The sequence below is a fragment of the Elusimicrobium minutum Pei191 genome (assembly GCF_000020145.1).
In the GTDB taxonomy this organism is placed as follows: domain Bacteria; phylum Elusimicrobiota; class Elusimicrobia; order Elusimicrobiales; family Elusimicrobiaceae; genus Elusimicrobium; species Elusimicrobium minutum.
Genome location: NC_010644.1, coordinates 128,927 through 155,817, shown reverse-complemented (window position 1 = coordinate 155,817; position 26,891 = coordinate 128,927). Strand labels below are relative to the sequence as shown.

25 protein-coding genes and 2 tRNA genes are annotated in these 26,891 nt (G+C 40.4%); 7 read left to right on the top strand and 20 right to left on the bottom strand.

All coding sequences use genetic code 11. The features are described 5' to 3' along the window. Nucleotides 1–17 precede the first annotated feature (17 nt). Entirely contained in the window at nucleotides 18–1,055 is a 1,038-nt protein-coding gene (gene tdh / locus EMIN_RS00750) for an L-threonine 3-dehydrogenase (protein WP_012414326.1), read from the bottom strand. 94 nt (nucleotides 1,056–1,149) lie between these two features. On the opposite strand from tdh, the gene EMIN_RS00745 reads away from it, so the two are divergent. The 3 genes from EMIN_RS00745 to EMIN_RS08670 all read left to right on the top strand — a co-directional run bounded on the left by EMIN_RS00745 (nucleotide 1,150) and on the right by EMIN_RS08670 (nucleotide 3,670). Next, nucleotides 1,150–3,051: a DUF2207 domain-containing protein gene (locus EMIN_RS00745; RefSeq protein ID WP_012414325.1), complete on the top strand. Its 1,902-nt coding sequence runs from the start codon at nucleotides 1,150–1,152 to the stop codon at nucleotides 3,049–3,051. A gap of 99 nt (nucleotides 3,052–3,150) precedes the next feature. Continuing rightward, a complete protein-coding gene (locus tag EMIN_RS09315) occupies nucleotides 3,151–3,480 on the top strand; it encodes a type IV pilin protein (protein WP_052545799.1) in 330 nt (109 codons plus the stop codon). Next, the gene (locus EMIN_RS08670) at nucleotides 3,425–3,670 is read left to right on the top strand and encodes a hypothetical protein (protein ID WP_148204449.1); all 246 of its coding nucleotides are present in this window, start codon (nucleotides 3,425–3,427) and stop codon (nucleotides 3,668–3,670) included. Before EMIN_RS09315 ends, EMIN_RS08670 begins: the two co-directional genes overlap by 56 nt. A 369-nt stretch (nucleotides 3,671–4,039) precedes the next feature. Here the strand turns inward: EMIN_RS08670 and EMIN_RS00735 are convergent, their stop codons facing one another. The 8 genes from EMIN_RS00735 to EMIN_RS00700 all read right to left on the bottom strand — a co-directional run bounded on the left by EMIN_RS00735 (nucleotide 4,040) and on the right by EMIN_RS00700 (nucleotide 11,493). Further along, on the bottom strand, nucleotides 4,040–4,333 hold the full coding sequence (locus tag EMIN_RS00735) for a hypothetical protein (RefSeq protein WP_012414323.1): 294 nt from the start codon (nucleotides 4,331–4,333) through the stop codon (nucleotides 4,040–4,042). Nucleotides 4,334–4,442: 109 nt separating this feature from the next. Then, nucleotides 4,443–5,693 carry a replication-associated recombination protein A gene (locus EMIN_RS00730; protein ID WP_012414322.1) on the bottom strand — a complete coding sequence of 417 codons (1,251 nt, stop codon included), beginning with the start codon at nucleotides 5,691–5,693 and terminating at the stop codon, nucleotides 4,443–4,445. Nucleotides 5,694–5,696: 3 nt separating this feature from the next. Continuing rightward, a complete protein-coding gene (locus EMIN_RS00725) occupies nucleotides 5,697–5,999 on the bottom strand; it encodes a cell division protein ZapA (RefSeq protein ID WP_012414321.1) in 303 nt (100 codons plus the stop codon). Nucleotides 6,000–6,033: 34 nt separating this feature from the next. Then, on the bottom strand, nucleotides 6,034–6,267 hold the full coding sequence (locus EMIN_RS00720) for a hypothetical protein (RefSeq protein WP_012414320.1): 234 nt from the start codon (nucleotides 6,265–6,267) through the stop codon (nucleotides 6,034–6,036). A 31-nt stretch (nucleotides 6,268–6,298) separates the two neighbouring features. Then, entirely contained in the window at nucleotides 6,299–8,674 is a 2,376-nt protein-coding gene (pheT, locus tag EMIN_RS00715) for a phenylalanine--tRNA ligase subunit beta (protein WP_012414319.1), read from the bottom strand. Nucleotides 8,675–8,683: 9 nt separating this feature from the next. After that, nucleotides 8,684–9,733: a phenylalanine--tRNA ligase subunit alpha gene (locus EMIN_RS00710; protein ID WP_012414318.1), complete on the bottom strand. Its 1,050-nt coding sequence runs from the start codon at nucleotides 9,731–9,733 to the stop codon at nucleotides 8,684–8,686. Between the two features lie 2 nt (nucleotides 9,734–9,735). Further along, nucleotides 9,736–10,230: a YajQ family cyclic di-GMP-binding protein gene (locus tag EMIN_RS00705; RefSeq protein ID WP_012414317.1), complete on the bottom strand. Its 495-nt coding sequence runs from the start codon at nucleotides 10,228–10,230 to the stop codon at nucleotides 9,736–9,738. Nucleotides 10,231–10,248: 18 nt separating this feature from the next. Beyond that, nucleotides 10,249–11,493 carry a nucleoside permease gene (locus tag EMIN_RS00700; protein ID WP_012414316.1) on the bottom strand — a complete coding sequence of 415 codons (1,245 nt, stop codon included), beginning with the start codon at nucleotides 11,491–11,493 and terminating at the stop codon, nucleotides 10,249–10,251. Between the two features lie 186 nt (nucleotides 11,494–11,679). On the opposite strand from EMIN_RS00700, the gene EMIN_RS00695 reads away from it, so the two are divergent. The 4 genes from EMIN_RS00695 (at nucleotide 11,680) to EMIN_RS00680 (ending at nucleotide 14,809) form a co-directional block, all read left to right on the top strand. Next, nucleotides 11,680–11,753 (top strand) — tRNA-Ile (locus EMIN_RS00695). 84 nt (nucleotides 11,754–11,837) lie between these two features. Then, nucleotides 11,838–11,911: transfer RNA gene (locus EMIN_RS00690), tRNA-Pro, on the top strand. A 200-nt stretch (nucleotides 11,912–12,111) separates the two neighbouring features. Further along, the gene (locus EMIN_RS00685) at nucleotides 12,112–13,077 is read left to right on the top strand and encodes a C39 family peptidase (protein WP_012414315.1); all 966 of its coding nucleotides are present in this window, start codon (nucleotides 12,112–12,114) and stop codon (nucleotides 13,075–13,077) included. A gap of 1 nt (nucleotide 13,078) precedes the next feature. Beyond that, the gene (locus EMIN_RS00680) at nucleotides 13,079–14,809 is read left to right on the top strand and encodes an ABC transporter substrate-binding protein (RefSeq protein ID WP_012414314.1); all 1,731 of its coding nucleotides are present in this window, start codon (nucleotides 13,079–13,081) and stop codon (nucleotides 14,807–14,809) included. A gap of 69 nt (nucleotides 14,810–14,878) precedes the next feature. Here EMIN_RS00680 and lepA read toward each other — a convergent pair whose 3' ends face one another. The 11 genes from lepA to EMIN_RS00625 all read right to left on the bottom strand — a co-directional run bounded on the left by lepA (nucleotide 14,879) and on the right by EMIN_RS00625 (nucleotide 26,890). Beyond that, a complete protein-coding gene (gene lepA / locus EMIN_RS00675) occupies nucleotides 14,879–16,696 on the bottom strand; it encodes a translation elongation factor 4 (protein ID WP_012414313.1) in 1,818 nt (605 codons plus the stop codon). Beyond that, the gene (ptsP, locus tag EMIN_RS00670; RefSeq protein WP_012414312.1) at nucleotides 16,683–18,425 is read right to left on the bottom strand and encodes a phosphoenolpyruvate--protein phosphotransferase; all 1,743 of its coding nucleotides are present in this window, start codon (nucleotides 18,423–18,425) and stop codon (nucleotides 16,683–16,685) included. The genes lepA and ptsP overlap by 14 nt, the downstream gene beginning before the upstream one ends. Beyond that, nucleotides 18,425–18,694, bottom strand: a complete 270-nt coding sequence (locus tag EMIN_RS00665) for an HPr family phosphocarrier protein (RefSeq protein ID WP_012414311.1) — start codon at nucleotides 18,692–18,694, stop codon at nucleotides 18,425–18,427. The genes ptsP and EMIN_RS00665 overlap by 1 nt, the downstream gene beginning before the upstream one ends. A 5-nt stretch (nucleotides 18,695–18,699) precedes the next feature. Then, nucleotides 18,700–19,497 carry a PTS system mannose/fructose/sorbose family transporter subunit IID gene (locus EMIN_RS07960; protein WP_012414310.1) on the bottom strand — a complete coding sequence of 266 codons (798 nt, stop codon included), beginning with the start codon at nucleotides 19,495–19,497 and terminating at the stop codon, nucleotides 18,700–18,702. Continuing rightward, a complete protein-coding gene (locus EMIN_RS00655) occupies nucleotides 19,497–20,099 on the bottom strand; it encodes a PTS sugar transporter subunit IIC (RefSeq protein ID WP_012414309.1) in 603 nt (200 codons plus the stop codon). The genes EMIN_RS07960 and EMIN_RS00655 overlap by 1 nt, the downstream gene beginning before the upstream one ends. Continuing rightward, nucleotides 20,090–20,554, bottom strand: a complete 465-nt coding sequence (locus EMIN_RS00650; protein ID WP_012414308.1) for a PTS sugar transporter subunit IIB — start codon at nucleotides 20,552–20,554, stop codon at nucleotides 20,090–20,092. The genes EMIN_RS00655 and EMIN_RS00650 overlap by 10 nt, the downstream gene beginning before the upstream one ends. 59 nt (nucleotides 20,555–20,613) lie before the next feature. After that, a complete protein-coding gene (locus EMIN_RS00645) occupies nucleotides 20,614–21,012 on the bottom strand; it encodes a PTS sugar transporter subunit IIA (protein WP_012414307.1) in 399 nt (132 codons plus the stop codon). Nucleotides 21,013–21,024: 12 nt separating this feature from the next. Then, nucleotides 21,025–21,882, bottom strand: a complete 858-nt coding sequence (gene rapZ / locus EMIN_RS00640) for an RNase adapter RapZ (RefSeq protein WP_012414306.1) — start codon at nucleotides 21,880–21,882, stop codon at nucleotides 21,025–21,027. Beyond that, nucleotides 21,872–22,864, bottom strand: coding sequence for an HPr(Ser) kinase/phosphatase (gene hprK, locus EMIN_RS00635; protein ID WP_012414305.1), 993 nt, complete (start codon nucleotides 22,862–22,864; stop codon nucleotides 21,872–21,874). Before hprK ends, rapZ begins: the two co-directional genes overlap by 11 nt. A gap of 75 nt (nucleotides 22,865–22,939) precedes the next feature. Then, entirely contained in the window at nucleotides 22,940–23,476 is a 537-nt protein-coding gene (hpf, locus tag EMIN_RS00630; RefSeq protein ID WP_012414304.1) for a ribosome hibernation-promoting factor, HPF/YfiA family, read from the bottom strand. Nucleotides 23,477–23,668: 192 nt separating this feature from the next. Further along, nucleotides 23,669–26,890, bottom strand: a complete 3,222-nt coding sequence (locus EMIN_RS00625; RefSeq protein WP_012414303.1) for an efflux RND transporter permease subunit — start codon at nucleotides 26,888–26,890, stop codon at nucleotides 23,669–23,671. Nucleotide 26,891: the final 1 nt, after the last annotated feature.

Genomic DNA, 26,891 nt, shown 5'->3' with positions numbered 1-26,891 from the left:
TTAAATGTCCTCTGTAATTACGGGATTAAAACCACTTTGCCGCATTTTCTTTCGGGGTCCATCATAGTGGCAAAGGCTTTTTCATAATCTTTCATCTCAAAAGTATGGGTAATGATGGGAGCGGGGTTTATTTTGCCAGAACGCAAAAGCCCCTCCATAACATGCCAGCTTTTATAAATTTGTCTGCCTGTAATACCTTCAACTTTAATACCTTTAAAAACAATATCGTTGGAATAGTCAAGCGTCATTTCCGAGCCGGGAAGGCCGAAAGCCGTAAATCTGCCCGCGGGCTTAACCGCTTTTAGGCCAAGCCTTACAGCGTCCGGATGGCCTGACATTTCAAGAACAACGTCAACGCCGCTTGGGTCGCCCGAGGCTTTTTTAATTTTTTCAAGTAACTTTTCTTCCGTAGGGCTGAAAATAGCGTCCGCTCCCATTTGTTCAGCCATTTTTTGGCGGTAAGGAGAGCCTTCCAAAGCAATCACTTTTTGCGCGCCACAGGCTTTGGCTATTTCAATGGCAAAAAGACCCTGCGGACCGCAACCTTCAACAAAAACCGTTTTTCCCGCAACGTCTTCAACCAATGTGGCGAAAACAGCGTTACCCAAAGGCTCCATAATAGAAGCTATTTCCTTTAATTTATTGTCAGAATGTTTCCACCCGCAGCGCGCAGGTATGGCAGCGTATTCTGAAAATCCGCCCTGTGTATCCAGCCCCAAAACAACCATGTTGGAGCAAACATGCCTTTGGTCGTTGCGGCATTGGTAGCAAAGCCCGCAAAAGACGTGTGATTCAACGGATATAAAATCGCCTTTCTCAAAGCCTTTTGTGTTTTTGCCTGTTTCAACAACTTCGCCGCAAAGCTCGTGCCCGAAAACGAACGGAAGCGGGATTCTTCTAGGCGCCCAGCCGGTATAATTATAAACCGGTATATCGCTGCCGCAAATTGAAGTTTTATAAATTTTAACTAAAAGCTCGTCATCTTTTATCTTAGGCAGGTCCACGTCTTTATATTCAACGCCTTTTTCAGGTTTTGTTTTGCAAAGCGCTTTCATAGGTTATCTCCCGGGGCACAATCTTAAATAAGTAAACATCAAAAATATTGTATATTATTTTTAGATTTTTTAAATGAATTAAGGATATTGATAAATGGTTAAATACTTTTCTTTTATTTTTTTAATGCTTTCACTTCCTCTGTGCGCGCAGGAGCATATAAAAAGTTTTAACGTTTTTGCCCAGGTCTATAAGGACGGTACCGCAGTTATTACCGAATATATTACGGTAAATGTTGAACACGAGCAAATAAAACGCGGCATATACCGTGATATTCCCAGAAAATACACTAATAAACGCTTTTTGGAAGCCGAATTGGGAATAGAACCGCTGTCTTTAAAAAGAAACGGACTGCCCGAGCATTTTTTTACTGAAAGCCCCGACAGGTACACGCTTAGAGTAAATTTCGGGGATGATAATTTTATCCCCAAAGGCGAGCACACTTACGAGTTTGAGTATTTTGTAAAAAACGCCGTTGTTTTTGAAGCGGATTCTGACGAATTTTACTGGAACGTTACGGGCAATTACTGGCGGTTTGCTGTTTTATCCTCCCGTTTGGACTTAGTTTTACCCGAGGAGGCGCAAATAAATAAAGATTTAATTTCTTTATATTCGGGACCCAAAGGTAATAAAATCTGCGACTCCTGCGAAATTCAATTTACAAACCGGTTTGCGGCCTCGTTTATTAACAACCGTGTCCTTAACCCGAAAGAAGGTTTTACCGTGGCTGTGCCGTTCCAAAAAGGCGTTATTACAAGGCCGCCCACAGAAGATATCTTGAAAGATTTTATAATGAACCCCACTCCTGTTATCTTATGTTTGGTTGTTTTAATTTTAGGCTCGGCATATTTGGCTTTGGGCTGGTTTCTTTTTGGCATAGACCCTAAAAAAGGAACTATTATCCCTTTATATGAGCCGCCTGCGGATATTTCCCCCGCTAAAGCGCTTTATTTATATAGAAGAGGCAAAATATCAGACGCGGCATTATCTCAAACAATCTTAATAAGTTTGGCCTCTAAAGGCATTTTGGAAATAAAACACAAAAAACATTCTTTGCAAGACGTTAAAGTTTTTGGGAAACAGCTTTTCCCAAAGGAATTTTATTTAACAAAAAATTTTCATCCCGAAATAATTCTCTCCGAAGAAGAAAAATCTTATTTCTCCGCTCTTCCTGCGGGGCAGCTGGCTCTATCCAATACATACTATGAATATTTTAAAAAAGCTGCCGGATGTGCTAAATCACAGTTAAAAAATTTTTTCAAGAATGATTATTTTAAAAACAATTCGCTTTGGGCTTTGCCTTACAAGTTAGCCTGTGCGGCGGCGGTTTTTTATATGGCAATAGACCTTTTTCCCGTACAGCACATAATCCCGGCCTTAGCTATAACATTCTTTTTGTTACTGGCTGTTTTTAATAAAAGTTTGCAAAGCCTGGTTATTTTTTTGATGCTGTTGATATATTTTAGAACAATAGCGGCAAACGCTCTACCCGAGACGGCGGTATTATTTATAATATGCTTTTTAATGCGGGGTGCTGATTATATTTTTGACAAACTTATAGCCAAATATACCCCCAAAGGCAGAAGCCTGATGGACCAAATTGAAGGTTTAAAACTATACATTAAAGTAGGTGAAAAAGACAGGGTTAAACTTGCTACCCCCGAAAGCGCGGCCGATGTTTTTTGCAATATCTTACCTTACGCGATAGCATTAGGCCTGTCTAACGATTGGGTAAAATCATTTGACGTTATGTTTAAAAACAACCAGGTTTCCACAAAAAGAATATCAACAAGGGGGTTTTCTTCTTTCATAAACTCAAAAAGCTTTTCAGCTAAAACTTTTTATAGCGCTTTAAATAGTTTTAACAGTTCAGCGAGACAGTCTTCTTCCCCAAAATCCTCAGGCGGCGGAAGAGGTGGCGGGGGGGGCGGTGGCGGTTCAGGAGGAAGGGGCGGCTCCGGAGGCGGAAGAGGCGGCGGGGGCGGCGGCGGAAGATGAGTTTAAAAATATAAAGAACGCTAATTGTTTATAATTTTTTTAAAATTACTATACTTTTGGATACTGTTTTATTAGGTTTACTTTTAAGGAGATTAAACAATGTTAAAAAAAATTTCACTTAACACGTTCCTTCGTTTTTCTCATATTAGAAAAAGTGGTTTTACTTTAATTGAGTTATTAGTTGTTGTTTTGATTATAGGTATTTTAGCCGCAATCGCTTTGCCGCAATATAATAAAGCGGTTGAAAAAAGCCGCATTACTCAAGCTATTACTTACACAACATCGATTGGCAGAGCCGAACAAATGTATTATCTTGCCAACAGTTCTTATACAAATAATTTTGACTCGCTTGATTTGGATTTTTCAGGCACAAATGAAAACTACCTCGGCAACGCAAAAAGACTTCACCTGCCGCCCCTGGACAAGTAATTCTTCCGCATGGGCCGATACTCTTGCCTCATGCAGCCGCAACCCGCAGCAAACAAAATACGCCATAGCATTCTATAAAGACGGTAGACTTCTTTGCAGATTTTATAATACGGAAGGCGAAAATATCTGTAAAAGCGTAGCCACTGGAGGCAAACAAACCATTGGAGGCGTGGCGTCTTACGTTTTATAAAAAGAGTAGTATTTAACAAAAAAAATCCCTCTGTTTTCAGAGGGATTTTTTATTTACTTTAAAAACACTGTACGCCGTCAGGAACAGTCATTAAATTTTTATCTTGTGATGAAATATAAAAGTACCACGTGTTATAAGCATAACCTCGAAAGAAAATATCGGGTTTATTACCTTTATCAATATCCCATATCCAAAGCATTTTAGGAGCAGAATAGCTATATAATTATTTTTTACTTTTTCCTTAAACGTCTTACAAGACTAATTTATAATCTGAAACCCGCTTATCTACGTTATAATCAAAAAAAGCATCAGCCTTTCCTTCAACTTATTTGTCCAAAACATTTTCCCGAGCTTTTAATACCCCCTTTCTTACCGCCGGCAGAAAAAATATTCTTTGAAGGGATAAACATACTCGGTTGTTATGGAGGAACTTTCTATGTGAACTGATATTAAGTTAGGAACTGAAATTAAAACAACCGCGTTCCCTTCTAAAGATAAAACAGGGGATTCCTCTCCTTCGTGGCAATTCTCTTCCTCAACGCCTTCTTTGGAAATTTTTAAATGAGCTTTTTCTAAAACATATCCGTTTTTACTCTTACAAAGTCTTAACCACGGTTTAGGCAAATTTTTATTAAGTTCTTTATTCTGACTGTAATAAACCATTTGTATTAAGATTTCAAATTTAGTTTCCCAATTTCTTTTGCCATTAATTTAAAAAAATAACAAGAAATGCAAACATTAATATATTTTTTTAATTTCCTGCACCCATTGGTTATTCTTCGCCTTTTAGTTTTTTTAATCTTTCTTTTATATTTTTTTCTTTACCTATTTCAGTAGGTTCATAAAATTTTTTAGGCTTTGGCATATATTCCTGCTTAACGTAATGGTTGGGGTAATCGTGCGCGTATTTATAGCCCTCATTCTTAAAACCTGAGCGTAAATGCGCGGGCACACGCCTTTGAATACCCTCGCGGACTTCTTTTAAAGCTTCGTCCACGGCTATGTAACTTGCGTTTGATTTTGGCGCGCAGGCAACATAAATAGCGGCCTGGGCAAGCGGTATGCGAACTTCGGGCATACCGAGAACTTCGGCGCATTTAAAGGCGGCTTCGGCAAGCATTATGGCAGCCGGTTCGGCGTTACCCACGTCTTCGCTCGCGCAAATTAAAATACGCCTTGCTATAAACCTGGGGTCCTCGCCTGATTCTAACATTCTTGCCAGCCAGTAGACGGCAGCGTCCGGGTCGGAACCGCGCATTGATTTAATAAAAGCGGAAATAACATCGTAATGCTCATCGCCTTTTTTATCGTAATTTAAATGGCGTTTTTGCATACATTCTTTTGCCACGTCCATTGTTATATTAACAATGCCGTCACTGTCTTTAGCCGTGGTTAAAATGGCAAGATCAACCGCGTTTAAAAGCCTTCTGGCGTCGCCGTTAGCCTGCGTAATAAAAAAATCTTTAGCGTCTTTTTGTATTTTTGCTTCTTTAATTTTTAAAACTCTTTTTAAAATCTGCTCTAAATCTTTTGCGTCTAACGGTTTAAATTCAAAAACAGAGAATCTGGAAAGAAGCGCGTTGTTAATATAAAAGTAAGGGTTTTCGGTAGTAAGACCTATTAAAATAATATCGCCACGTTCGACTGACGGAAGCAAAACATCCTGCTGGGTTTTATTAAAGTGGTGTATTTCATCTAAAACAACAAGGGTGCGCTTTTCTAAGAAAGTGTCATTACGCCTTTCCTTAGCTTCCTCAATTACTTTTTTAATATCGCCTACTCCGGCGGCAGCCGCGTTAAGTTCAACTGTAACGGCTTCTGTTTTGGACGCTATAAAACGGGCAAGCGCGGTTTTCCCAACGCCGGGCGGGCCGAAAAATACGGCTGATTTTATAGTGTCGCTCTCAATCATACGGCGCAGCATTCTGCCCGGGCCGATAACGTGTTTCTGCCCTGCGAAATCATCTAAATTTTTAGGAGCCATGGCCGCGGCCAAAGGCATATCGTGTTTAATATCTTCCATATATTATTTGATAAGAGTGCCGGAGAGTGAGTTTTGCAATTTTAAAATAAGTTCGTCTACCTTGCGTTCTTCTTCCTGGCGTTTGGCGCCCGCATTAGAACCTTTTAAGTAAACTTCGGCAGCAAATTCCATAGCCGTCATTATGGCGAGTTTAAGAGTGTCTATAGTGCCCGTTTTATCGGCTATTTTAGCCATACGCTCTTCAATCATACTTACGAGCGTGGCAATTTCCATAGGTTCAACATTTTCAATGTTAACCTCTAAAGGAATGCGGCGGACGGTAACTTCATATCCTCTTTTTGCCATAATTTTTTACACCGTTTTTAATAATTTAATAAATCTAATTTTTTATTTCTTTTTCTATTTTTGATTGTAAACGTTTTAACTGAGCTAAGGTATCACGTTTCCAATCTCTTAAAATTTTGGCCTCGTCCTCAATTTCTCTAAGTCTTTCCAAATGAGCCTCAACAGTTCTTAAGCGGTTTTTAAGCGTGCTATTTTCCCCCTCAAGGCCCGAAAGCTTTTGGGTTGCCTGCGCTACTAACACTTCTAATTGGGCTATTTTATCTTGCACGCTTAAACACCTCTTAATACCTTATAGCAAATTATTTGCGAAGCTCCGCCCCCAAAGCGGTAAGAGCCGTGAAAATTTTATTCATATTTTCTTCAACTTCGGCGTCTTTTAAAGTTCTGTCCATAAGCCAAAACGCGAAGTTAAGAGTTAAGCTCTTTTTACCTTCCGGTAAGTTCGCGCCTGTATAAACGTCCATTAAATCAACGCTCATTTTGCTCCACACGCCGCTTGAATTAACAGCCTGTAAAACCTTGGCGTACCCAACGTCTTTGCCGATAACAAAAGATAAATCTCTGTAAGAAGACGGGAACTGCGCCGCGTCCTCTGCGGGTTTAAACTCCTGCGCGTTAAACTTCTTTTCCAAAACTTTTATATTAAGGTAAAAAGCGTAAATATCATCATTCTTTAAACCATAAGCCTTAGCCGTTAACGGATGTATTTTACCAATGAACCCTGCCTTTTGTTTGCCGTCAACAATTATATCTGCGCATATTTTAGGGTGCATATAGGCCGGCGCTTCTTTTGAAGCCGAGAAATTTACCCCCGCTATATTTTTTAAAGCCGCTTCAACCGCGCCTTTAACAAAATAAAAGTCCGCTTCAGGCGTTTTGTCCGCAAAGTATTGCTCTCTTACCGCACCGCAAACTATGCCCGCCATTACCCAGGTTTCCGCAGGAAAGCCTTTCATAATCTGGTATTCTTTACCCGTCTCGAAAATCTTATATTCTGTTGTGCCCCTGCTTTGGTTAAAATTGGCGTTTTTAAGAAGGCCCGCGAAAAGCGTAGGACGCATATACTGGTAATCCTCATTTAAAGGATTGGCGATTTCCACGCAAAATTCTTTTTTATATGAAAAATTTTGTAAATCATTTTCACATAAGAAATCAAAATTTTTACATTCATAAAAGCCGGCTGAAATAAGAGCGGAGGCGAATTTGGCCGAGGTATCCGTATTTCTGGGATTATCCGAAAACGCGACGCTTGCCCTTGTTTCGCTTACGGGCAGTTTATCTAAACCGTAAAAACGGGCGGCTTCCTCAGCTAAATCCCATTTATGGTTTAAATCGCGCCTGTGAGTGGGTGAATTAAATTTCCACGGTTTTAAAGAAGCGTCAAACTTTTGAGCAAGCCTTGAAAAAATTTCTTTAAACCTTTCTTCATCAATTTTCATGCCCAGTATTTTTTCAATATCTTCAGGAGTAAAAGAAACCTCTTCCGGCGTGTAAGGCACAGGGTAAACATCACTGGATTTTGAGGCTTTGCCACCGCAAAGTTCCTGCACTAAGTTCGTTGCCCTGGCAAGAGCTTTTGGCGTAATACCGATATCCGCGCCGCGTTCAAAACGCTGGCTGGCCTCGCTTGAAAAACCGTATTTCTTGGCGCTTTTATTTATTGCGGGCGGGTTAAAATAGGCCGCTTCAATAAAAATGTTTTTAGTTGTTTCTTTTATGCCGCTGCCTATGCCCCCCATAATACCGGCAAGACAAAGGCCTTTGTTTTTATCCGCTATTAATATATCCTGCGCCGTTAAATTAAGTTTGCTGCCGTCAAGCGTTTCAAAGACTTCACCTTCTGCCGCCTGGCGGATTATAACGCTTTCCCCAATATCCGATAAATCAAAAAAGTGTAAAGGCAGGCCGATATCATAGAGCACATAGTTACTGATATCAACAAGCGCGTTTTTGGGGTTTACGCCCATGGCCGAAAGCCTTTGCTTCATCCATTCGGGCGACTGGGCGTTTTGCACGCCGCGCACCACGCGAGATGTATAACGCGCGCAATTTTCCGTTTCAATTTTAACGTCAATGCTTTCGCCTTCTTCTTTAACTTCTTTTAAAGGGATTTCTTTTAAAGGAATATTAAGCAAAATAGAAAGTTCCCTCGCTACGCCTAAGTGGGACAAAAGGTCCGGTCTGTTTGAAGTTATTTCAAGCTCAAACAAATAATCAGCCTTAGGGTAAAGTGTGGAAACGTCTATACCGGGTTTAAGATTTTTATCTAAATGCAAAATACCTTTTTGCCTTGTGGCTGTAAGGCCAAGCTCGTCAGACGAGCAAATCATACCATCCGATTTAACGCCGCGTATTTCAGCAGCTTTTAAAACGGTTTTGCCCAGCCTGGCGCCTTCACGCGCAAGCGGCACTATAATGCCCGCTTCCAAATTGCCCGCGCCGCAAACAACTTTCCTTGTTCCGTTTCCTGTATCTAAAGTAACTAAAGAAAGTTTGTCCGCGTTAGGGTGGCGTTCAAGCGTAACTATTTTAGCCGTGTGAACGCCTTCAAAATCAACACCTGTTTTTTGTATCTCGGCTACTTCTATGCCGACGGAGTTTAGTTTTTGGGCAAGCTCCTCGGCGCTTAAATCTATGTCAATATAATCTTTTAACCAGGAATAAAGTATCTTCATGTAAAATCCTTAAAACTGTTTCCAAATTCTTAAATCGTTTTCGTAAAAAGCGCGAATGTCTTTAATGCCAAGCATTAACATGGCAAGACGTTCAACCCCCATGCCGAAAGCGTACCCGCTGTAAATCTCTGGGTCGATGCCTACGTTGCGAAGCACGTTGGGATGCACAATGCCCGCGCCCAACATTTCTTTCCAACCCGTGCCTTTACAAAAAGAGCAGGGTGATTTACCGTCGCAAAAAACGCATTTTACATCCACTTCAACGCTGGGTTCCGTAAACGGGAAAAACGACGGGCGGAACCTTACCTCCGCCTTATTGCCGAAAAGCCCTTTCATAAAAGCGGTTAAATCGCTTTTTAAATCAGCCAAAGAAACGTTTTTGTCAACGTACAACCCTTCTATTTGGTGAAACACCGGGCTGTGTGAAGCGTCAATATCATCTCTTCTAAAAACTTTACCGGGTGACATAATACGCAAAGGCGGTTTGTTTTTTTCCATATAACGCACCTGCACGTTTGATGTGTGCGAGCGCAAAACCATTCCCTTTTTTGCGCCGCCGCCTATTATAAGCGTGTCCTGCACGTCGCGCGCGGGGTGGTGAAGAGGAATATTAAGGAAATCAAAATTATATTTTTCCTCTTCTATCTGCGGGCCTTCCGCCCAGACAAAGCCGAGCTTTGAAAGTATAGCCGTCATTCTGTCCATGGCTATGGTAAGCGGATGTTTGTGTCCGTTAGCCACAGGCCATCCGGGAAGAGTTAAATCTATATTCGTTTTAGCAAGCTCTTCATTTAAAGCGGCTGATTCAAGGGCGTTTTTTTTAGAGTAAAAAGCGTCCTCTAAATCTTTTTTTATTTTGTTGCCCAAAGGGCCCGCTTCCTTCTTTTCCTCAATAGTAAAATCCTTAAGGTTTTTTAGAAGTTCCGTCAGCACGCCTTTGCGGCCAAGGCAGTTAACCCTTGCCGCTTCCAACGCGTCCGAAGAGGCGGCGTTTGAAATAATATCTCTATACTCGGCTTCCGCTGCCGAGCACTTTTCTTTCCATTCTGTTAAGTTCATAATTACCTGTAATTTGTAAATTGCAAATCCAAGCCTAAATCTTTACCTTTTAAAAGAGCCATCGTGGCCTGAAGATCATCTTTTGATTTGGAAGTTACCCTCAGCTGGTCGCCCTGTATAGAAGCGTTTACTTTAATTTTGGCGTCTTTTATTATTCTTACTATTTCTTTAGCTTTATCCGCAGGAATACCCTGTTGAATTTTAACGGACTGTTTTGCCGTGCCGCCTAAAGCGCTTTCTATTTTACCGGGTTGGAAATTCTTTAAAGAAATGCCCCTTTTAGAAAGACGAGTAAGCAAGATGTCATATAAAGATTTAACTTTAAAATCATCAGCCGAGGAGAGTTTTATCTCATTATCTTTTGTGTTTAATTCCATGGAGGAATTGGAATCTTTAAAATCGTATCTGTTTGTAATTTCTTTAAGAGCTACGCTTATAGATTCCTCTATTAAATTTGTATCCACTTTAGACACTATATCAAAACTGTAATCTGCCATATTAATATCACTCCTAAATTATATTGTTGCTTCTTTTGTTTTGGGAACATCTTTAAAAAATATCATAAACAACACGGCAACTACTAAAGCGTATATGGCGAAAGAAAGCCATATCCCGTGCCAGTTTTTCATGCCGCCGTATGTAAAGAAACGGTCTATAACAATGCCGCTTATAGAGCTGCCCAAAACCGCGCCAAAACCGTTTGTAGCCATCATAAACAGGCCCTGCGCGCTGGAACGCATTTTAGATTCTACCGTGTTTTCCACATACAAAGAACCGGATATGTTAAAGAAGTCAAAGGCCATACCGTAAATGATGCAGGAAAGGATTATCATCCAAAATCTTCCCACGGGGTCCGCATAGGCGAACAAGCCGAAACGGAACACCCACGCTATCATGCTTATAAGCATTACTTTCTTTATGCCGAAATGTTTAAGGAAGAACGGAATTGTTAAAATAAAAAGCGTTTCGGATATTTGTGAAATTGACATTATGATAGTTGAATATTTTACAACGTAAGAATTGGCAAAGGCGGGTATTTTGCTAAAGTCATCTAAAAACACGTCGCCGTAGGCGTTGGTAAGCTGCAACGCCGCGCCAAGGAAAATTGAAAATAAGAAAAACAACGCAAGCTGTTTGTTTTTAAGAAGGGCAAACGCGTCTAACCCGAGTGCCTGAATAAAAGTTTTTTTACCTTCGCCCTGTTCAGAAGGCGGGCAGGCGGGTAGAGTAAAAGCGTATATGCCTAAAATAACCGCAGCGCACGCGGCGATATAAAATTGGTTGGGTGAACTTTTGTTGCCTGTTAAATTAACAATCCACATAGCGGCGATAAAACCTATTGTTCCGAATACGCGTATCGGGGGAAAGGCTTTTACGATATCAAGGTCCGCCCTTTTAAGAACGTTATAAGCTATTGAGTTGGAAAGCGCTAAAGTAGGCATATAAGCTAACATAGCGACTAATATACCCCAGAAAAACATTGAAGGGTCTTTTATAGCGGGTAAATAAGCAAGCATAGCGGCTGTGATTATATGAAGCACGCCGTAAAGACGTTCGGCGTTAACCTTTCTGTCCGCCAGCATACCCATAAGAGCGGGCATAAAAAGCGAAGCTATACCCATAGTTGAAAATACAGCGCCAAACTGCGCGCCTGACCAGCCTTTTGTCTGAAACCAATAGTTTGCTATAGTAATAAGCCATGAACCCCATATAAAAAACTGCAAAAAGTTCATAACTGTAAGACGTAATCTTATACTCATATAAACCGCCTCTCAATGTTAATTTTTTATTTTTCCGCTTACGCAGACAGGATATCTACTACATATATTATCAAATATGAAAAGATAAGGCACAATACAAATTAGCGGCCGCGCGCGGGAAAAAGACCCCAAAAACCCCGTCTTTTTGTTTTTGGTAAAATTTGTTATAATATTTATACACTTTTAGCGCCTGTAGCTCAGTTGGTTAGAGCAATCCGCTCATAACGGATGGGTCGCAGGTTCAAGTCCTGCCGGGCGCAGTAATTTAAATTGCCGCTTTTTAAAAGCGGCAATTTATTTATAAGAAAGGAAAATTTAATTCTAAGTTAGTATAATTAGTTTGGCGGGGCATGGCTCAATTGGCTAGAGCGCTCGGTTTGGGACCGAGAGGTTCCCGGTTCAAGTCCGGGTGCCCCGATTTAATTTAATAATACCGTAAAAGACAGGTAAAATTTACAAGAACCTCCAAATCGAGCAACACTTTGCGAGCGTATTATAAAGAGAGGGGACGGAAGTCTTTCCCGTTACCGGTTCAAGTCCGGGTGCCCCAATTTAATTTTAGTTAAAAAAATGTCATACTTAATAGGTCCTATTATAATTTAAAAAGAGGTATTAAATATGCAACAGCCTCCCTACCAGATTTCATTTAGCCAAACATTAAACAAAGACAACCTGGAAAATATCGATAAAGAAAATGATGTTTTAAAAATAACTTCTAAAATTATTCCGCTTCCGTTTAACGCGGATACTTTTATTTTAACGCCTTGCGCTATAATGCCCAAAGGATCCTGCATTACAATAGAAATTAAATTTTTTAAAGGTCCTTCAAAAACACAGTGGCTTAAATATCTGCATATCGAAAAAAACAATAACTTAAGTTTTAATGAAAAAAATGAATTAGGGCATTTTGATACGGATATTTTTAAAGCTGCCGAATATATTGATTCTTTTAAATACAGAATTACCGCCAAAGGCAAAGTGAGTTTTAACTCTTTAAACTGTGTTATAACAAAACATAAAGCGCTTTTTGATTTAGAGGCCGCCACCGAGCAAGCTGACCAACCGTCCGTAATACTTAACATAAAACCGATAAGCCAGATACAACACGGGTTTGAGCGCAAAAACAGAATTTGCAGCCCCACCTGCATTGCCATGGCGCTTGATTATTTTGGAATCAGCTCCTCCTTACAAGAAACCGTGGATGGCGTTTATGACAAAAAAGCCGACACTTACGGCAACTGGGTTTTTAACGCTTCCTACGCCGGGCTTTACGGCTTGGAAAACGCCGTTATACGCTGCGACACCGTTAAGCAGGCGCAGAACATTGTTTCCGCCGGCATTCCTTTAATAGCAAGCATTTCTTTTAAAGAGGGCGAGCTTAAAAGCGCTCCTCAAAAAGAAACGCCCGGACATTTAGTCTTGATAAAAGGGTTTACAAAACAAGGCGATTTTATTGTTAATGACCCCGGCGCTGAAACAGACGCGCAGGTTGAAAAAATTTACGACAAAACGGAATTTGCCGCCGCCTGGCTAAAAAATAAAAAAGGCCTTTGCTACAAAATATCCAAACAAAAAGGAACCTGACATGAGAAAAATTTTCATTATTGCGCTTGCGCTTTTTATAGCCGCCTGCGGCGGGAAAAAAGAGAGCGACAAGCAAACTCTTATTTTTGCCCATAAAGGGGAAATGCAGTCTTTAGACCCAATTTATTCTTATGACGGTGTTACACAAGGGCTTATTTTAAATATCTATGACACGGTAATAAAATTTAAAGGAAGCTCAATATCAAAATTTGAACCTCTTATATCAACGCAGGTCCCTTCAATTGAAAACGGCCTTATTTCTAAAGACGGACTGACATACACTTTTCCCATAAGAAAAAATGTGAAGTTCCATAACGGTGAAATCTTAACACCCGAAGACGTAAAATATTCAATACTCCGTTTTATTTTATCTGACCGCGCGGGCGGGCCTTCCAATTTATTGCTTGAACCTATTTTGGGCGTAAACTCAACACGCGACGGAAGCAAATTTACAATAACAAATAAAGATATAGAAGAGGCCGTAAAAATAGAAGGGGATAATGTTGTAATTAAATTAAAAAGACCGTTCGCTCCTTTTTTATCAATTATGGCACGATGGTCATACATAATGAATAAAAAATGGTGCGCCGAAAACGGTGAGTGGGACGGACGCCTTGAAACCTGGCAAAAATTTAATAACCGCGAGCGCGACGACTCCTATCTGTTTAACCACATGAACGGCACCGGGCCTTTTAAATTAAACCGCTGGGATATCACGGGAAAAAGACTTTCACTCTTAAGTAATGAAAATTACTTTTTGGGCGCCCCTAAAATAAAGAATATTTTACTTATGACGGTAGATGAACCTTCCACCATGCGCCTTATGCTTGAAAGCGGCGATGTTGACGTGGCGGAAATTTCTCAAAAGTTTGATAAGCAGTATGACGGACATGAAGGCATTATCCTGGCGGATAATTTGCCAAGATTAAGGACTGACCCGGCCATATTTTTTACTTATGAAATTAACACAACCGCCAACCCAGATGTGGGCAGCAGTAAACTTGACGGAAAAGGAATACCGCATGATTTTTTTACTGATAAAGATTTGCGAAAAGCCTTTGCCCACGCTTTTGACTACCAAGCGTTTTTAACGCAAACCATGCAAAATAAAGGCACGCTTGCCAACGGGCCTGTACCGCCGGGATTAATAGGTTATGACAAAAACGCGCCTCATTATAATTTTGATTTGGAAAAATCAAAGGAATACTTTAAAAAAGCCTGGGGCGGCAAAGTTTGGGAAAACGGATTTAAGTTTACAATAACTTATAATACCAGCGGCGAAATGAGGCAGATAGCCTGTGAAATTTTAAAAAGAAATATTGAGTCTTTAAACCCCAAATTTAAAATTGAACTGCGCGGCGTGCCGTGGGCTTCTTTTTTAGAAAAAACCGATAAACGCCAAATGCCCATGTGGTCGCGCGGCTGGATTGCCGATTACGCGGACCCGCACAACTTTGTGTTCCCCTTTTTACACAGTCGGGGCCGCTATGCTTTAAGCCAGGGTTTTAAAAACCCTAAACTTGACGCTCTTATTGAACAAGCGGTAAACAGCGTAAACGTTTCCGAGAGGGAAAAGCTTTACTCTCAAATACAAAAAATTGCTTATGAGGAAGCGCCCCAAATTTACACCGTGCACCCGACAGCTTTATGGGCTTTTAGGAAAAATGTGAAAGGATTTTACGATAACCCGGTTTTTATGGGTATTTACTTTTATCCTTTATATAAAGAATAAAATATTTTTTAAGATAAATAAAACGGGCGTTCAATTTATTGAACGCCCGTTTTATTTTAAGCAATATTTTTACTGGTCAATTTTTAACATAGCCACAAACGCTTCTTGCGGTATATCAACGCTGCCTATGGATTTCATTCTCTTTTTACCTTCTTTTTGTTTTTCCAAAAGCTTACGTTTACGCGTAATATCACCGCCGTAACATTTTGCTATAACGTCCTTACGCATGGCGGGAATGGTTTCCCTCGCCACTATTTTACCGTTAACACGGGCCTGCACGGCAATTTCAAACATCTGCCTGCCGATAAGCTCTTTTAACTTTTCGCATAAAGCTCTGCCCTGCGTTTGCGCTTTGTCTTTATGCGTAACTACGGATAAAGCGTCAACAGGTTCGCCGTGTATCAGAATTTCCATAAGAACAACGTCTGAACTTCGATACTCGTCAAGTTCATAGTCAAAAGAGGCATACCCCTTTGACACCGATTTAAGCTTATTATAAAAATCAATAACCATCTCAGCCATAGGCATTATGTACTTGATAATAACGCGCATGTTTGAAATATGTTCCATTTCCAAATAAGTACCGCGCTTTTCTTTTAAAAGCGTCATAACGCCATCCATAAATTCCACGGGTGTAACTATGGTAATTGTTATGGTAGGCTCTTTAATATCAATAATATCCCCGTACGGCGGGAAATAGGCGGGGTTGTCTATAACTTTGTAGCCGTCGCCCGCGTCACGCAAAGCGGAAAGTTCCTGCGGGTGAGATTTTTTTGAAGTAAATTTAACATGATACACAACGTTAGGGCTTGTGGCTATTAAGGAAAGGTTAAATTCCCTCTCCAGCCTTTCTTTAACAATTTCAATATGTAAAAGCCCCATAAAACCAAGTCTGAATCCGAAGCCTAAAGCTTTAGAAACTTCACTTTGGTAACTAAAAGAAGAGTCGGACAAATTAAGCTTTTCAAGCGCCGTTCTAAGCAAAGGATAATCGGGTGAATCAATAGGAAAGATACTTGCGAAAACAACGGGTTTAGTTTCTTCATAACCGGGCAAAGGTTCATCGGCAGTGTTATCGGCTAATGTAACAGTATCGCCTACTTTAACGCTGTGAATATCTTTAATGCCGGCAACTATATACCCCACCTCACCCATATTTAAACCGCCACACTTAACAAGCTGCGGAGTCATATAACCTATTTCTTCTATCTTCGATGTCAGCCCACCACCCATAAGGCGAAGAGTCTGCCCTTGTTTTAAAGATCCGTCAAACATACGAACGTAAATAATTACGCCTCTAAAAGGGTCATAAAAAGAATCAAAAATTAAAGCGCGGGGTTTACCGTTAGGATTCCCCTTAGGCTCCGGGATATCGGTAACAATTCTTTCAAGTAAATGGTCAACGCCCATGCCTGTTTTGGCGCTTACGCGCTCGGCTAAAATAGGCTCTCTTAAAATTTCCCAAAGCTGTTCTTCGGACAAGTCAGCATCCGACTGTGATAAGTCAACCTTATTCATTACGGGAATAACTTTAAGCCCTAAACTCTGCGCCAAGTGGGCGTGCGCTACAGTTTGCGCCTCAACTCCTTGGGACGCATCCACAAGCAGCAAAACGCCCTCGCAGGCGCGCAAAGAACGCGCGACCTCGTAGGAAAAATCCACGTGTCCGGGAGTGTCAATTAAATTAAGCTCATAGTCTTTATATTTAATGCGCACAGCTTTAGCTTTAATGGTAATGCCTCGTTCTTTTTCAAGCTCCATCCCGTCTAAAAGCTGCGCCGTCATTTTACGTTTAGCCACGGTTCCCGTATCTTCTAAAATACGGTCGGACAAAGTTGTCTTACCATGGTCAATATGTGCTACTATGGAGAAATTACGAATTTTCATCTACTATTGTTAAACTCAACTTTTTAATTTCTTCAGAACTTCCCATCAAAAGAGCAGCCTGCGCAAAGTTTGCGCAAGTATCATAACTTATTGTGCGAAGCCTGTTTTTTATTCTTAAAAACATTCTGGGCGTAGTTGAAAGAGTATCAACACCAAGCCCTATAAGAAGAGGCACTATAGCCGGGTCGGAAGCTAATTCCCCGCAGACGCTTACGCTCTTATGCTTTTGCTGGCAAGACTGAACTATGTCATTAATAATTCTTATTACGCCCGGATGGTACGGATCATATAAATCGGCCACTTCCTCATTTACCCTGTCCACCGCTACCATATATTGTATCAAGTCATTAGTGCCAATGGAAACAAAATCTATATGAGGCAGCACAAAATCAAGAGCTAACGCTATGGAAGGCACCTCAACCATAATGCCCAAATCAATTTTATTTTTAGGATATATACCTTGCAAAGAACATTCTTGCAACACTTGCTCAAAAATGCCTTTCGTTTCCAAAACCTCTTCAAGTCTGGAAACCATGGGAATAATAATTTTAATCTGCGCGTTAACCTGAGCCGAAGTTTTTACAATAGCCCGTAGCTGCGAAGTTAAAAGTTCGGGGTATTTTAATAAAAACCGTATGCCCCGGCAGCCCATAAAAGGATTTAGTTCTTCCGAATAATCTCCCAGTTTTAAAGAATGCACTTTGTCCCCGCCCAAATCGGCAAGGCGTATATTAACGGGCCGCATGTCAAACTTTTTAGCTGCGGGAGTATAAAGTTCAATTTGTTCTTCTTCTGAAGGAGGAATTTCCCTTCCTAAATATAAAAATTCCGTTCTTAAAAGGCCCAGTCCGTCAGTCTTAAGTTTACGCGTTTCTTTAGAATCCATACGCGGGTCATAGTTTATCATCATTTGTACGCGTTTGCCGTCAGTGGTTATAAAAGGCAAATCATTAATTGTTTTTAACAGTGTTTCGGATTTTTTTATTTCGCGTTGTATTTTTTTATAATGAGTTAATGTTTCCGCGTCAGGGTTAACTATTAAAATACCTTTTTCCCCGTCTACAATAAGCATATCGTCATTTTGTATGGTTTTGCTGGCGGTAGATAACCCTACCACGGCGGGCAATTCCAAACTTTGGGCCAGAAGCGCCGTATGACTTGTTTTACCGCCGATGTCTGTTACAAAAGCGACAAAACTGTTATCTCTTAAAGTAAGAGTGTCAGAAGGCAGTAAATTATGAACAACTAAAATTGAGGAGGGTTTTGAAGGTTTAAAGGTTGTTTCCGCCCCTCCTCCCGAAAGATGGTTAAAAAGCCTTTTTGCGACATCAAAAACATCATTTTTTCTTTCCCTGAAAAACTCATCTTCCAAAGAATCAAACTGTACGATTATCTCTTCAACAGCGGAATGAACGGCGTTCTCGGCGGAAAGCAAATCGTTTTGTATTTTACTTAAAACCATTTTTTTAAAAGCAGGATCTTGCAAAATTGCCTTATGCGCCGTTAAAAGTTGCGCGTATTCGGCCCCCAAAATATTTTTTATTTCAACCTCGGCTTTTGTAAGATCATCTTCAGTTTTTTTATAAGCCGCGCGCATGCGGATAACCTCGGATTTCACATCCTCTTTAGTTATCTGCCTGCGTTCCGTAAGCGGGCTTGCGAAATGGTGTATGTAAGCCGGCCCTATAGCAACGCCCGGGCTTGCCGCGACCCCTGTTATTGTAATCATTAATACGCCTCTGAAAAATTGTTCTCAAACAAGTTTAATATAGCGTTAAGAGCCTCATTTTCGTCCGACCCGTCAATGGCTACCGTAAGTATGCTGCCGTATTCAGCCGCCAGCATCATAATACCCATAATGCTTTTAGCGTTAACCTCAACGCCGGATTTTGTTATTTTAATATCAGCCGCGAACTTCCCGGCCGTCTGCGCCAGCATAGCCGCCGGACGCGCGTGCAACCCCATTTTGTTTTTTATCTGTATGTCTCGTGTAATCATAATTCCTATATAAAATACGCCACTAAACTAAAAATTAAAGTAAGCAGAATATATAAATAAACGCTTGGTATATCATACTTCTGCGCGAACCCGCTCATAACAACAACAAATAAAATTATTGCCGTAAAAATAAAAATCTCAGCTGAGAAAAAGAAAACTTTTACGGTATCATATATATATAACGAAATAATAAGCAGTGTTATTATAAGGCCTATAAACCTAAACACTTTAATAGCTCTGTTCCAGTCAAAAATTAAAAGACCGAAAGCATGGTCCCTGTCGCCCTCATAGGACGCCTCTATACCTTTCCATCTTACATATAACGTTATAGAATTATAAACAACTAAAATAAAGCCCAGCAAAAACGCTGCCTGCATATTTGAAATATAACAGGAATAAAAAATATCTATTGTGCCCATGGCGCATAAATAAGCGGCCAAAATACCCGCGGCTAGAGTAAGCGGTTTCCAGGAATCCCAAAAAAGCCTATCCCCTATTGAAGCGGAAGAAGATGCCAAAAAAGTTTTTATAACGCGCCATTCTGTTTTTTTCATCGGGGCTAAGGCGACGTCCCCTTCCGAACGGGCCAAAGCGCCGTAACAAAAAGAAGCCATAATAGGGTTAGTATTAAAAGTTTCCATATAACGCAGCAGAGCGGAGTCTAAAGCTTTTGCTTTATAAAATTTTTTAAGCCAGGGCGTCATAACAAAAGCAAAACCCAACCCCTGGAACCTAAGATAATTCCAGCCCGTTTGAAGAAAAAAAGAACGCGTAAAAATTGTTAATTTATCTTTAAAATTCATCAACCGGCCTTCTCAGTAAATTTTCTGAGTAATATAAAAATACCCATCCAGGGAACGGCGATATACGCCGTTCTGAAAGCAAAATGTATTCGCTCATGCACATCCTGCCCGTAATACAAAACCGTTTTTGCCGCAAACACCACAAACATTAAAAATGCAAAGTTAAGAACAATTTGTAAAGTTAAACTTGAAATCATAAAAACCTTTATTGCCTTAAGCGGTTCTTCCGTTAGCTCTTTGTTTTTCTCAAGCAGTTTTTTGCCTATATAATTGCGGGTTAAAAATTCAATTTGTTTAAAAATAAGTCCGGCTACCACTCCGTAGAAAAAAGCAAAATATACCGGCGCGCCAAAGCCCGCCGCAACAACCGCCGCAAATACTGCCACCGTACCGTTAGGAGGCAAAACCCCGCCTACGGGAATATAGTCTAAAAACAAAAGTTCTATTAAAACGCCTATTTGCAAACCAAGCCCGATATTGCCCATAAAAAAACCCAAAATTATACCGGCTACAAACGGCCGGCCTACGCCGAACTGTCCAAAACTTACGTTATCAAGTTCAAGCAAAGCGGCAACAAGACATACCAATATAATCAGCTGCATAGCAGACTCTCCAGATTATTGTGCGGCTCCTTAGGAACCGAACGCCCGTCAAGTTTAATTCCGATAATCATAAAGTTTTTAAGCATTTGTTTTTCTTTTTCATCTAAATAAACGTCAGTTAATACTTTGTTTCTTCCTTCACGGTAATGAAGCCCGCCCACATTTAAATTTTTTATTCCAAGCCCTTTTCTTATTACCACGTCAACATCTTCTAAAGAACTGAAAAGAAGAAATATTTTTTTATCCGTCTCTTTTAAATACTTCACAGCGTCTTCATTATTTAAAATTTGAAGTCCGTAGTTCGAAGGCAGGGAAATTCGTAAAAGAGACTTGACAAGATTGTCCGCCTCGTTTATTATAACAACAAATTCATCCACTTCCATTCTAGGAAGCCAGCCTTGAACAATTTGCCCGTGAATCAAACGGTCATCGACTCTTGCAAAAACAATTGGCATATAAAACTCTCTCAAATGCGGAAGAGCAATACTTAATATATTACTCCCGCAAAATATTTCTATTTACTCATAAAATCAGTGGCATTAATTACGGCGCGCCTGCCGTCAGCTTCCGCTTTTTGGGCAAGTTCAGCCACGTTCATTTTGCCTCTATTATACAGGGCAGACATAAGCATACCCATATTCAAACCTGAAAGAATAAAAACATTGTTCATGTCCTTAGCGGCCAGAATAGGAGCGTTTACACCCGTACCGCCAAAAATATCGGACAAAACCAAAACGCCTTCCGGCGAATTTAAAAAAAGCATTTCAAGTTCCTGTATAAGAACTTTAATATCGCTGCTGCAAGTTACAGAATAGGTATAAACATCTTCTAAAGAAGAACAGCTTAAATTTTCAGCCGTTTCCAAAAAACTTTTTGATAACCCGCCATGCGCTATCAGCACAAGTTTTATCATAAAGGCCCCCTGTTATTTTTTTATATCTCTGTGATATTCGGATACGGTAAATCCGCTTTGGCTTAAAGCTTTTGTCAAAGCGTTAGCTATAAAAACGCTTCTGTGCTTTCCGCCCGTGCAGCCTATAGCAATGGTAAGGTAGGATTTGCCTTCTTTCATATATTTGGGAATTAAAAATTTAAGCATATTTAAATATTTAATTAAAAATTCGTTAGCTTCAGGAAAAGACATTATATATTTCGCTACGGGAGAATCCAACCCCGTTTTTTCTTTAAGCTTGGGCTGGTAGTACGGGTTTGGCAAAAAACGCACGTCAACAACAAGATCGGCCTCCAACGGGATGCCGTGTTTAAACCCGAAAGAAAGAACGCTGATTTGCATCTCACTGTCTTTTTTTAAGTTGCACACAAGAACTTTGGAAAGTTTTTCCTTAAGCTCACCCAAGGTAAGATTTGTAGTGTCAATTTCTTTATCGGCAATGTTTCTAAGAGGCTCAAGCTGTTTCCTTTCCTGCGCTATAGCCGCAATAAGTTTTTTCTGTATAGGGTGCTTGTGTTTAGTTTCAGAAAAACGCTGAACAAGTTTTGAATCGGACGCGTCTAAAAAAATTGTATAAACATGAAAATCTGCCTTTTTAATATTGGCAATTATCTTGGGTAAGGTTTTTAAATCTTTTCCTTCCCTTATATCTACGCCAAGAGCGATATTTTCTTCTTTCCTGTTTTTTAAATGATCAACAAAATGTTCAAATAAGGCAAGCGGCAAATTATCCACGCAATAGAAACCAAAATCGCCGAATATCTGCAGGGCTTTTGTTTTGCCCGCACCGGATAACCCGGTAATTATAAATATTTTTTTATTATTTATCATCTTTATTCCCCGATGCCCTTTGCCCCATTTTATCTAAAACTCTTTTACTAAATTCCTGCGCCGAAAAAATGCCCTGGTGTCTAAGCCTTTGGTTAAGGGCGGCGACTTCAATTAATATTGCAAGATTCCTGCCCGGAGTAACAGGTATGGATAACGAAGGTATTTCCAAATCCAAAATAGTTGTTGTTTTTTGCTCTATTCCAAGCCTATCTATAGTCATGTTAGACGCCGCGGAAGTAAGCTTAACTTCCATCGCTATTTGGCTTGATTCCATTGTAAAACCCACGCCAAATAAAAGTTCAACGTCTATTATCCCAAGCCCGCGCACTTCCATATAATGCCTAATCATATTAGGACACGAACCTATTAAAATATTTCCCCTTCGTCTTTGTACCTCAACGATATCGTCAGACACCAAGATATGCCCGCGTTTTACAAGTTCAACAGCACATTCGCTTTTACCTATGCCGGGCTCGCCTCTTATAAGAATGCCAAGGCCGGACACGTTAACCAGCACCCCGTGCACGTGCGTGGTAGGGGATACTTTTTCATCTAAAAAAGCGGAAAGCTCCCCTACAAAAGCGGAAGTTTCCAAAACCGTTGTAAAAAGAGGAACACAACCTTCTTTACAGGCCGCTATAAGCGGTTCTAGAGGAGGCTGCCCGGCGGTTATAACCAGACACGGCACATTACCTACGGCAAGCATTCTTCTTACATTTTCTTTAAGTTCGGCCGGGTTAGCCTGTTTACAAAAAGCATATTCCCCGCGGCCTATAACCTGTACAAGATCCGCGCGGAAATTCTCCAGATATCCTACCAACGCAAGCCCCGGTCTGTTAACGTTTCGGTGCGAAATCTCCCTGTCAAGATACTCTGCGCAGCAAACAGTTTCAAGCCGCAAATCATCTTCCTTGGCTTTTAAAACTTCTTCCACGCTTATAGACCTGAAATAATTACGCGAATTTTTAGGACTTTCGGCCATAAACTTTCCTTTGGAATCTTTTAAAACAGCGTGAAACCGCTTTACAAAAACAGTTTCACGCCGCCGTACAAAAGGTTATTTCTTTTTTACCGGTTTAATAAGGCCGTATGTGCTGTCAAGCCTTTTAAAAATAATATTAATTTGCTTTGAGTCTTCGTCTAAAAACATCCAAAAAGTGTAGCCAAGTCTTTCCATTTCATAAACGGCGTCTTCCGGGTTCATGGGAGTTACTTCAACCTGTTTGATTACAGAAAATCTTACATCGTTTTGAACGGACATAACAGGATCGATAAAATTAACAATTTCTTCTTTTTTGCTTCTTCTGGATTTTGTTTTTTCTTTAATTTTTTTAAGCTGGGCTTCCGCTTTAAAAGCGGCAGCGTCTATAGCTTTATAAAGGTCGCTTTCGATGGCAGTGGCATCAACTGTATTTTTATTCCCGACATGAACGATTATCTGCGCTTTTTGGTTAATCTTTTTATCTACTGATAAAAAAATCTGCGCCCAAACGACTTGGTCAACATATTTTTCCATCTTATCAAGTCTTGTCTGTGCAAAATCTTTTATTGCCGGTGTTAATTTAATATTTTTAGCTGTAATTTGTATTTCCATACTGCCTCCGTTAATTGCGGGCATAAAACCCTTTTACAAAGTTGCGACCCGTCCTCTGATTAAAGAATTTTTTAGAGGGATAGTCAATATATATTTTAATAAATATATCATTAAAATGATATATAAATATTATACCCCTTTGCCCGTGAAAAAAACAAATAAAAAACCCCCGGTTTTAACCGGGGGTTTTATTTAATCCTTCTTTGGTTCTTTATAAAACAGATTTCCTATCCATCTGCCAAGATCGTCAAGCAAAGTATAAGTGACAGGTGTCATCAAAAGCGTAACAAGCAATGATAATGTCTGCCCGCCTATAACGACGATGGCCAAACTGCGTCTCAGCACCGCCCCCGAGCCGGTACCAAACACCATTGAAACAACGCCCATAACAAGAGCAATTGTAGTCATCAAAATAGGTCTTAAACGCACTTTGTTACCTTCCAAAATAGCGTCAAGCCTGTGTAGCCCTTCGGAACGCAGTGTATTGATATAGTCTATCTGCAATATAGAATTTTTACTTACAACGCCTATTAACATAAACAAGCCCAGCAAACTGAAAATATTTAGAGTTTGCCCGGTTACAATAAGCGATATTAAAGCAAACGGCAAAGTAAGCGGCAACGAAACAAGCACCGCCACAGGATGGGTGTAGCTTTCCATTTGAGAGGCCAAAATCATGTATTTAAACAAGAAGGCTAAAATAAAAGCCATGATAAAGGATGACATCATTTTGCCCATTTCTTTACCCATACCTATTATTCTTCCATTGTATTCTTCGGAAGGATTTAAACTTCTGAAAACTTCTTCCATAACTTTACTTCCGGTACCGATATCCATGCCGCCCGTAGGGTTGGCGGAAACCGTTACCTGGCGCTGCCTGTTATATCTGTCAATCTGAGTGGGGCCAAAGCCTTCCTCAATCTTGGCAAGACTGTCTAAACGCACCGGCTCATTCTTGGAAGGAACCAATAACGCCGATACTGTAGCCACGTTGGCCCTGTACTCACCCTGTACTCGCAGGCGGACTTCGTAAAGTTCGTCGCCGTCTTTAAACTTGGTAATATCTTCCTCGCCGCTGACCATGGTTCTTAAAGCGGACGCGATATCAAGAACTTTTACCCCTAAGTCTTGGGCTTTATCCCTGTCTATAATAACGCGGTATTCCGGTTTAGCCAACGAGAAGGATACGTCAACATCGATAAATCTGGGGTCTTTTCTTAATTTATCCGCCATAGCGGTTGAATACTTTGTAAGCATTTCAATATCCGGCCCCGAAATAAGATACTGCATCTGCGCGTGGCCGCTGCTAGGACCCTCGGCAACGATAACAACCATTGTTCTTAAGCCGTCATATTTGCCGATAATTTCCCTTACTTCATCCCTATATTTAAAGGTTGTAATTTTGTTCCTGGTATTTCTGTCTTCAAGTTCCAACAAAATTGAACCTTCATTAACGGGTGAACTGCCTATCATGCTGTCAGCAGGCACACCAACGGAAACGAACATATTTTTAATATACGGAAGTTGTCTAAGATCATCGGCCAAAGTGTTAAAAATAGCCATAGAATCCTCATAACTTACGCCTACCGGCGCCTTGATGGTAGCTCTTATCTTACCGCTGTCATCTTGCGGGATAAAGTCTTTACCCACGCCTTTAAAAATAGTGTTTACCACAATATTTTGCGTATTTACGGAAAAAGAAGGTTTTACTATTTTAATAAACGGCTCTAAACCTACCAGCATAGGAATTGTTGACACCATAAGAAGCACAGAAATCAAAACCATTGTCTTTCTGTTTCTAAGAGCCCATTCAAGCATAGGCAAATATTTAGCTACAAGCCAACCGTTAATTTTTGTAACATAAACTTCAATTTTGCTTTTCTTTTCGTCCCCGGTAAGAAGCTTGGCGCAAAGCATTGGAGTAAGCGTTAAAGCCACTATACCGGAAAGAGTAATAGCAACAGCTACCGTAATACCGTAGCTTCGTACAAATCTCCCCACAATACCGCTCATAAAAGCTAACGGAAGGAAAATAACAACAATTGACGCGGTTGTGGCTATAATAGCACCCGTAATTTCTTTAGAGCCGTCTAACGCGGCCTTTACGGCGCCTTTGCCGTATTCTTCCTTATGCCTGTAAATATTTTCAAGCATAACGATGGCGTCGTCAATAACGATACCCACGGCTACAGTTAAACCCAAAAGAGTCATGTTGTTTAACGTAAAACCAAACTGCCACATAAAGAAAAATGAGCCTATAATAGATATAGGTATGGCGATTGAAGATATAATAGTTGACTTCAAAGAGCCCATAAAAACAAATACAACAAAAGCCGCAAGCAAGCCGCCCAAAATCAAATGTTCTATAACGCTGTAAAAAGATTCTCTGATGTTGCCTGACTGGTCCATAAGGAAAGTAATTTGAAAATCTTCCGGTAAAATAGGTTTTATTTCCTCTATTCTTGCTTTAATGCCTTCAATAACGGCCAAAGTGTTTGTACCGCTTTGTTTTTGCACTTCCAAAGAGATGGTTCTTCTTTCATTAAGCCAGGTAGACTGCCTTTCATATTCACCGCTGTCTATAACCGTGCCGACATCGGATATTTTTATGGGACGTCCGTTTCTGGTTCCTATGTAAACATTTAAGAAATCGGCCACCGTAGGAATACGGCCCAATATTCTTAAGTCAAACTCTTTAGAAGGCTGCTCAACGCGTCCGCCCGGGATTTCAACGTTTTGTTCCTGTAAAGCGCCTTTAACTTCACTTATCGGAATACCCAAAGAATAAAGTTTAAAAGGGTTTACCTCTACATGTATTTCTCTTTTTCTGCCGCCTACTATATTAACCGAACCTACGCCGCTTATACTTTCAATGCTTTCTTTAACAAGTTTTTTGCTCATTTCGGTAAGTTCAATAACATCTCTCTCGCCGGAAATTGCTATTGTAAGAACAGGCAAAGAACTTAGGTCAAATTTGGAAATAACAGGCGCTTCCGTACCTTCAGGCAGATTAGCCTGAATCTGGTTAACTTTATCACGCACTTCCTGGGCGGCGACGTCTCCGTCCTTTTCAAGCTCGAAGGCTATAACAGTGATAGAAAGGCCGTCTAAACTGTATGAATTGATTTCGTCTATACCAGAAACGGTATTAACGCTTTCTTCTATTATTTTTGTAATAGAAGTTTCAACTTCCTCCGGACTCGCGCCGGGAAGAACAGTTTGAATGGCAACATACGGCAATTCCACGTTAGGGTACATATCAATACCCATACTTTTAAAACCTATGACACCTAATACCAAAAGGGCAATTGACAACATTGCCGTAGTAACAGGTCTTTTGATGAAGAACGAAGCGACCGTCGCTCCTGTTTGGGGTACTTCCCCCCCTACGTTTTCTTTATTGTTATCTGACATA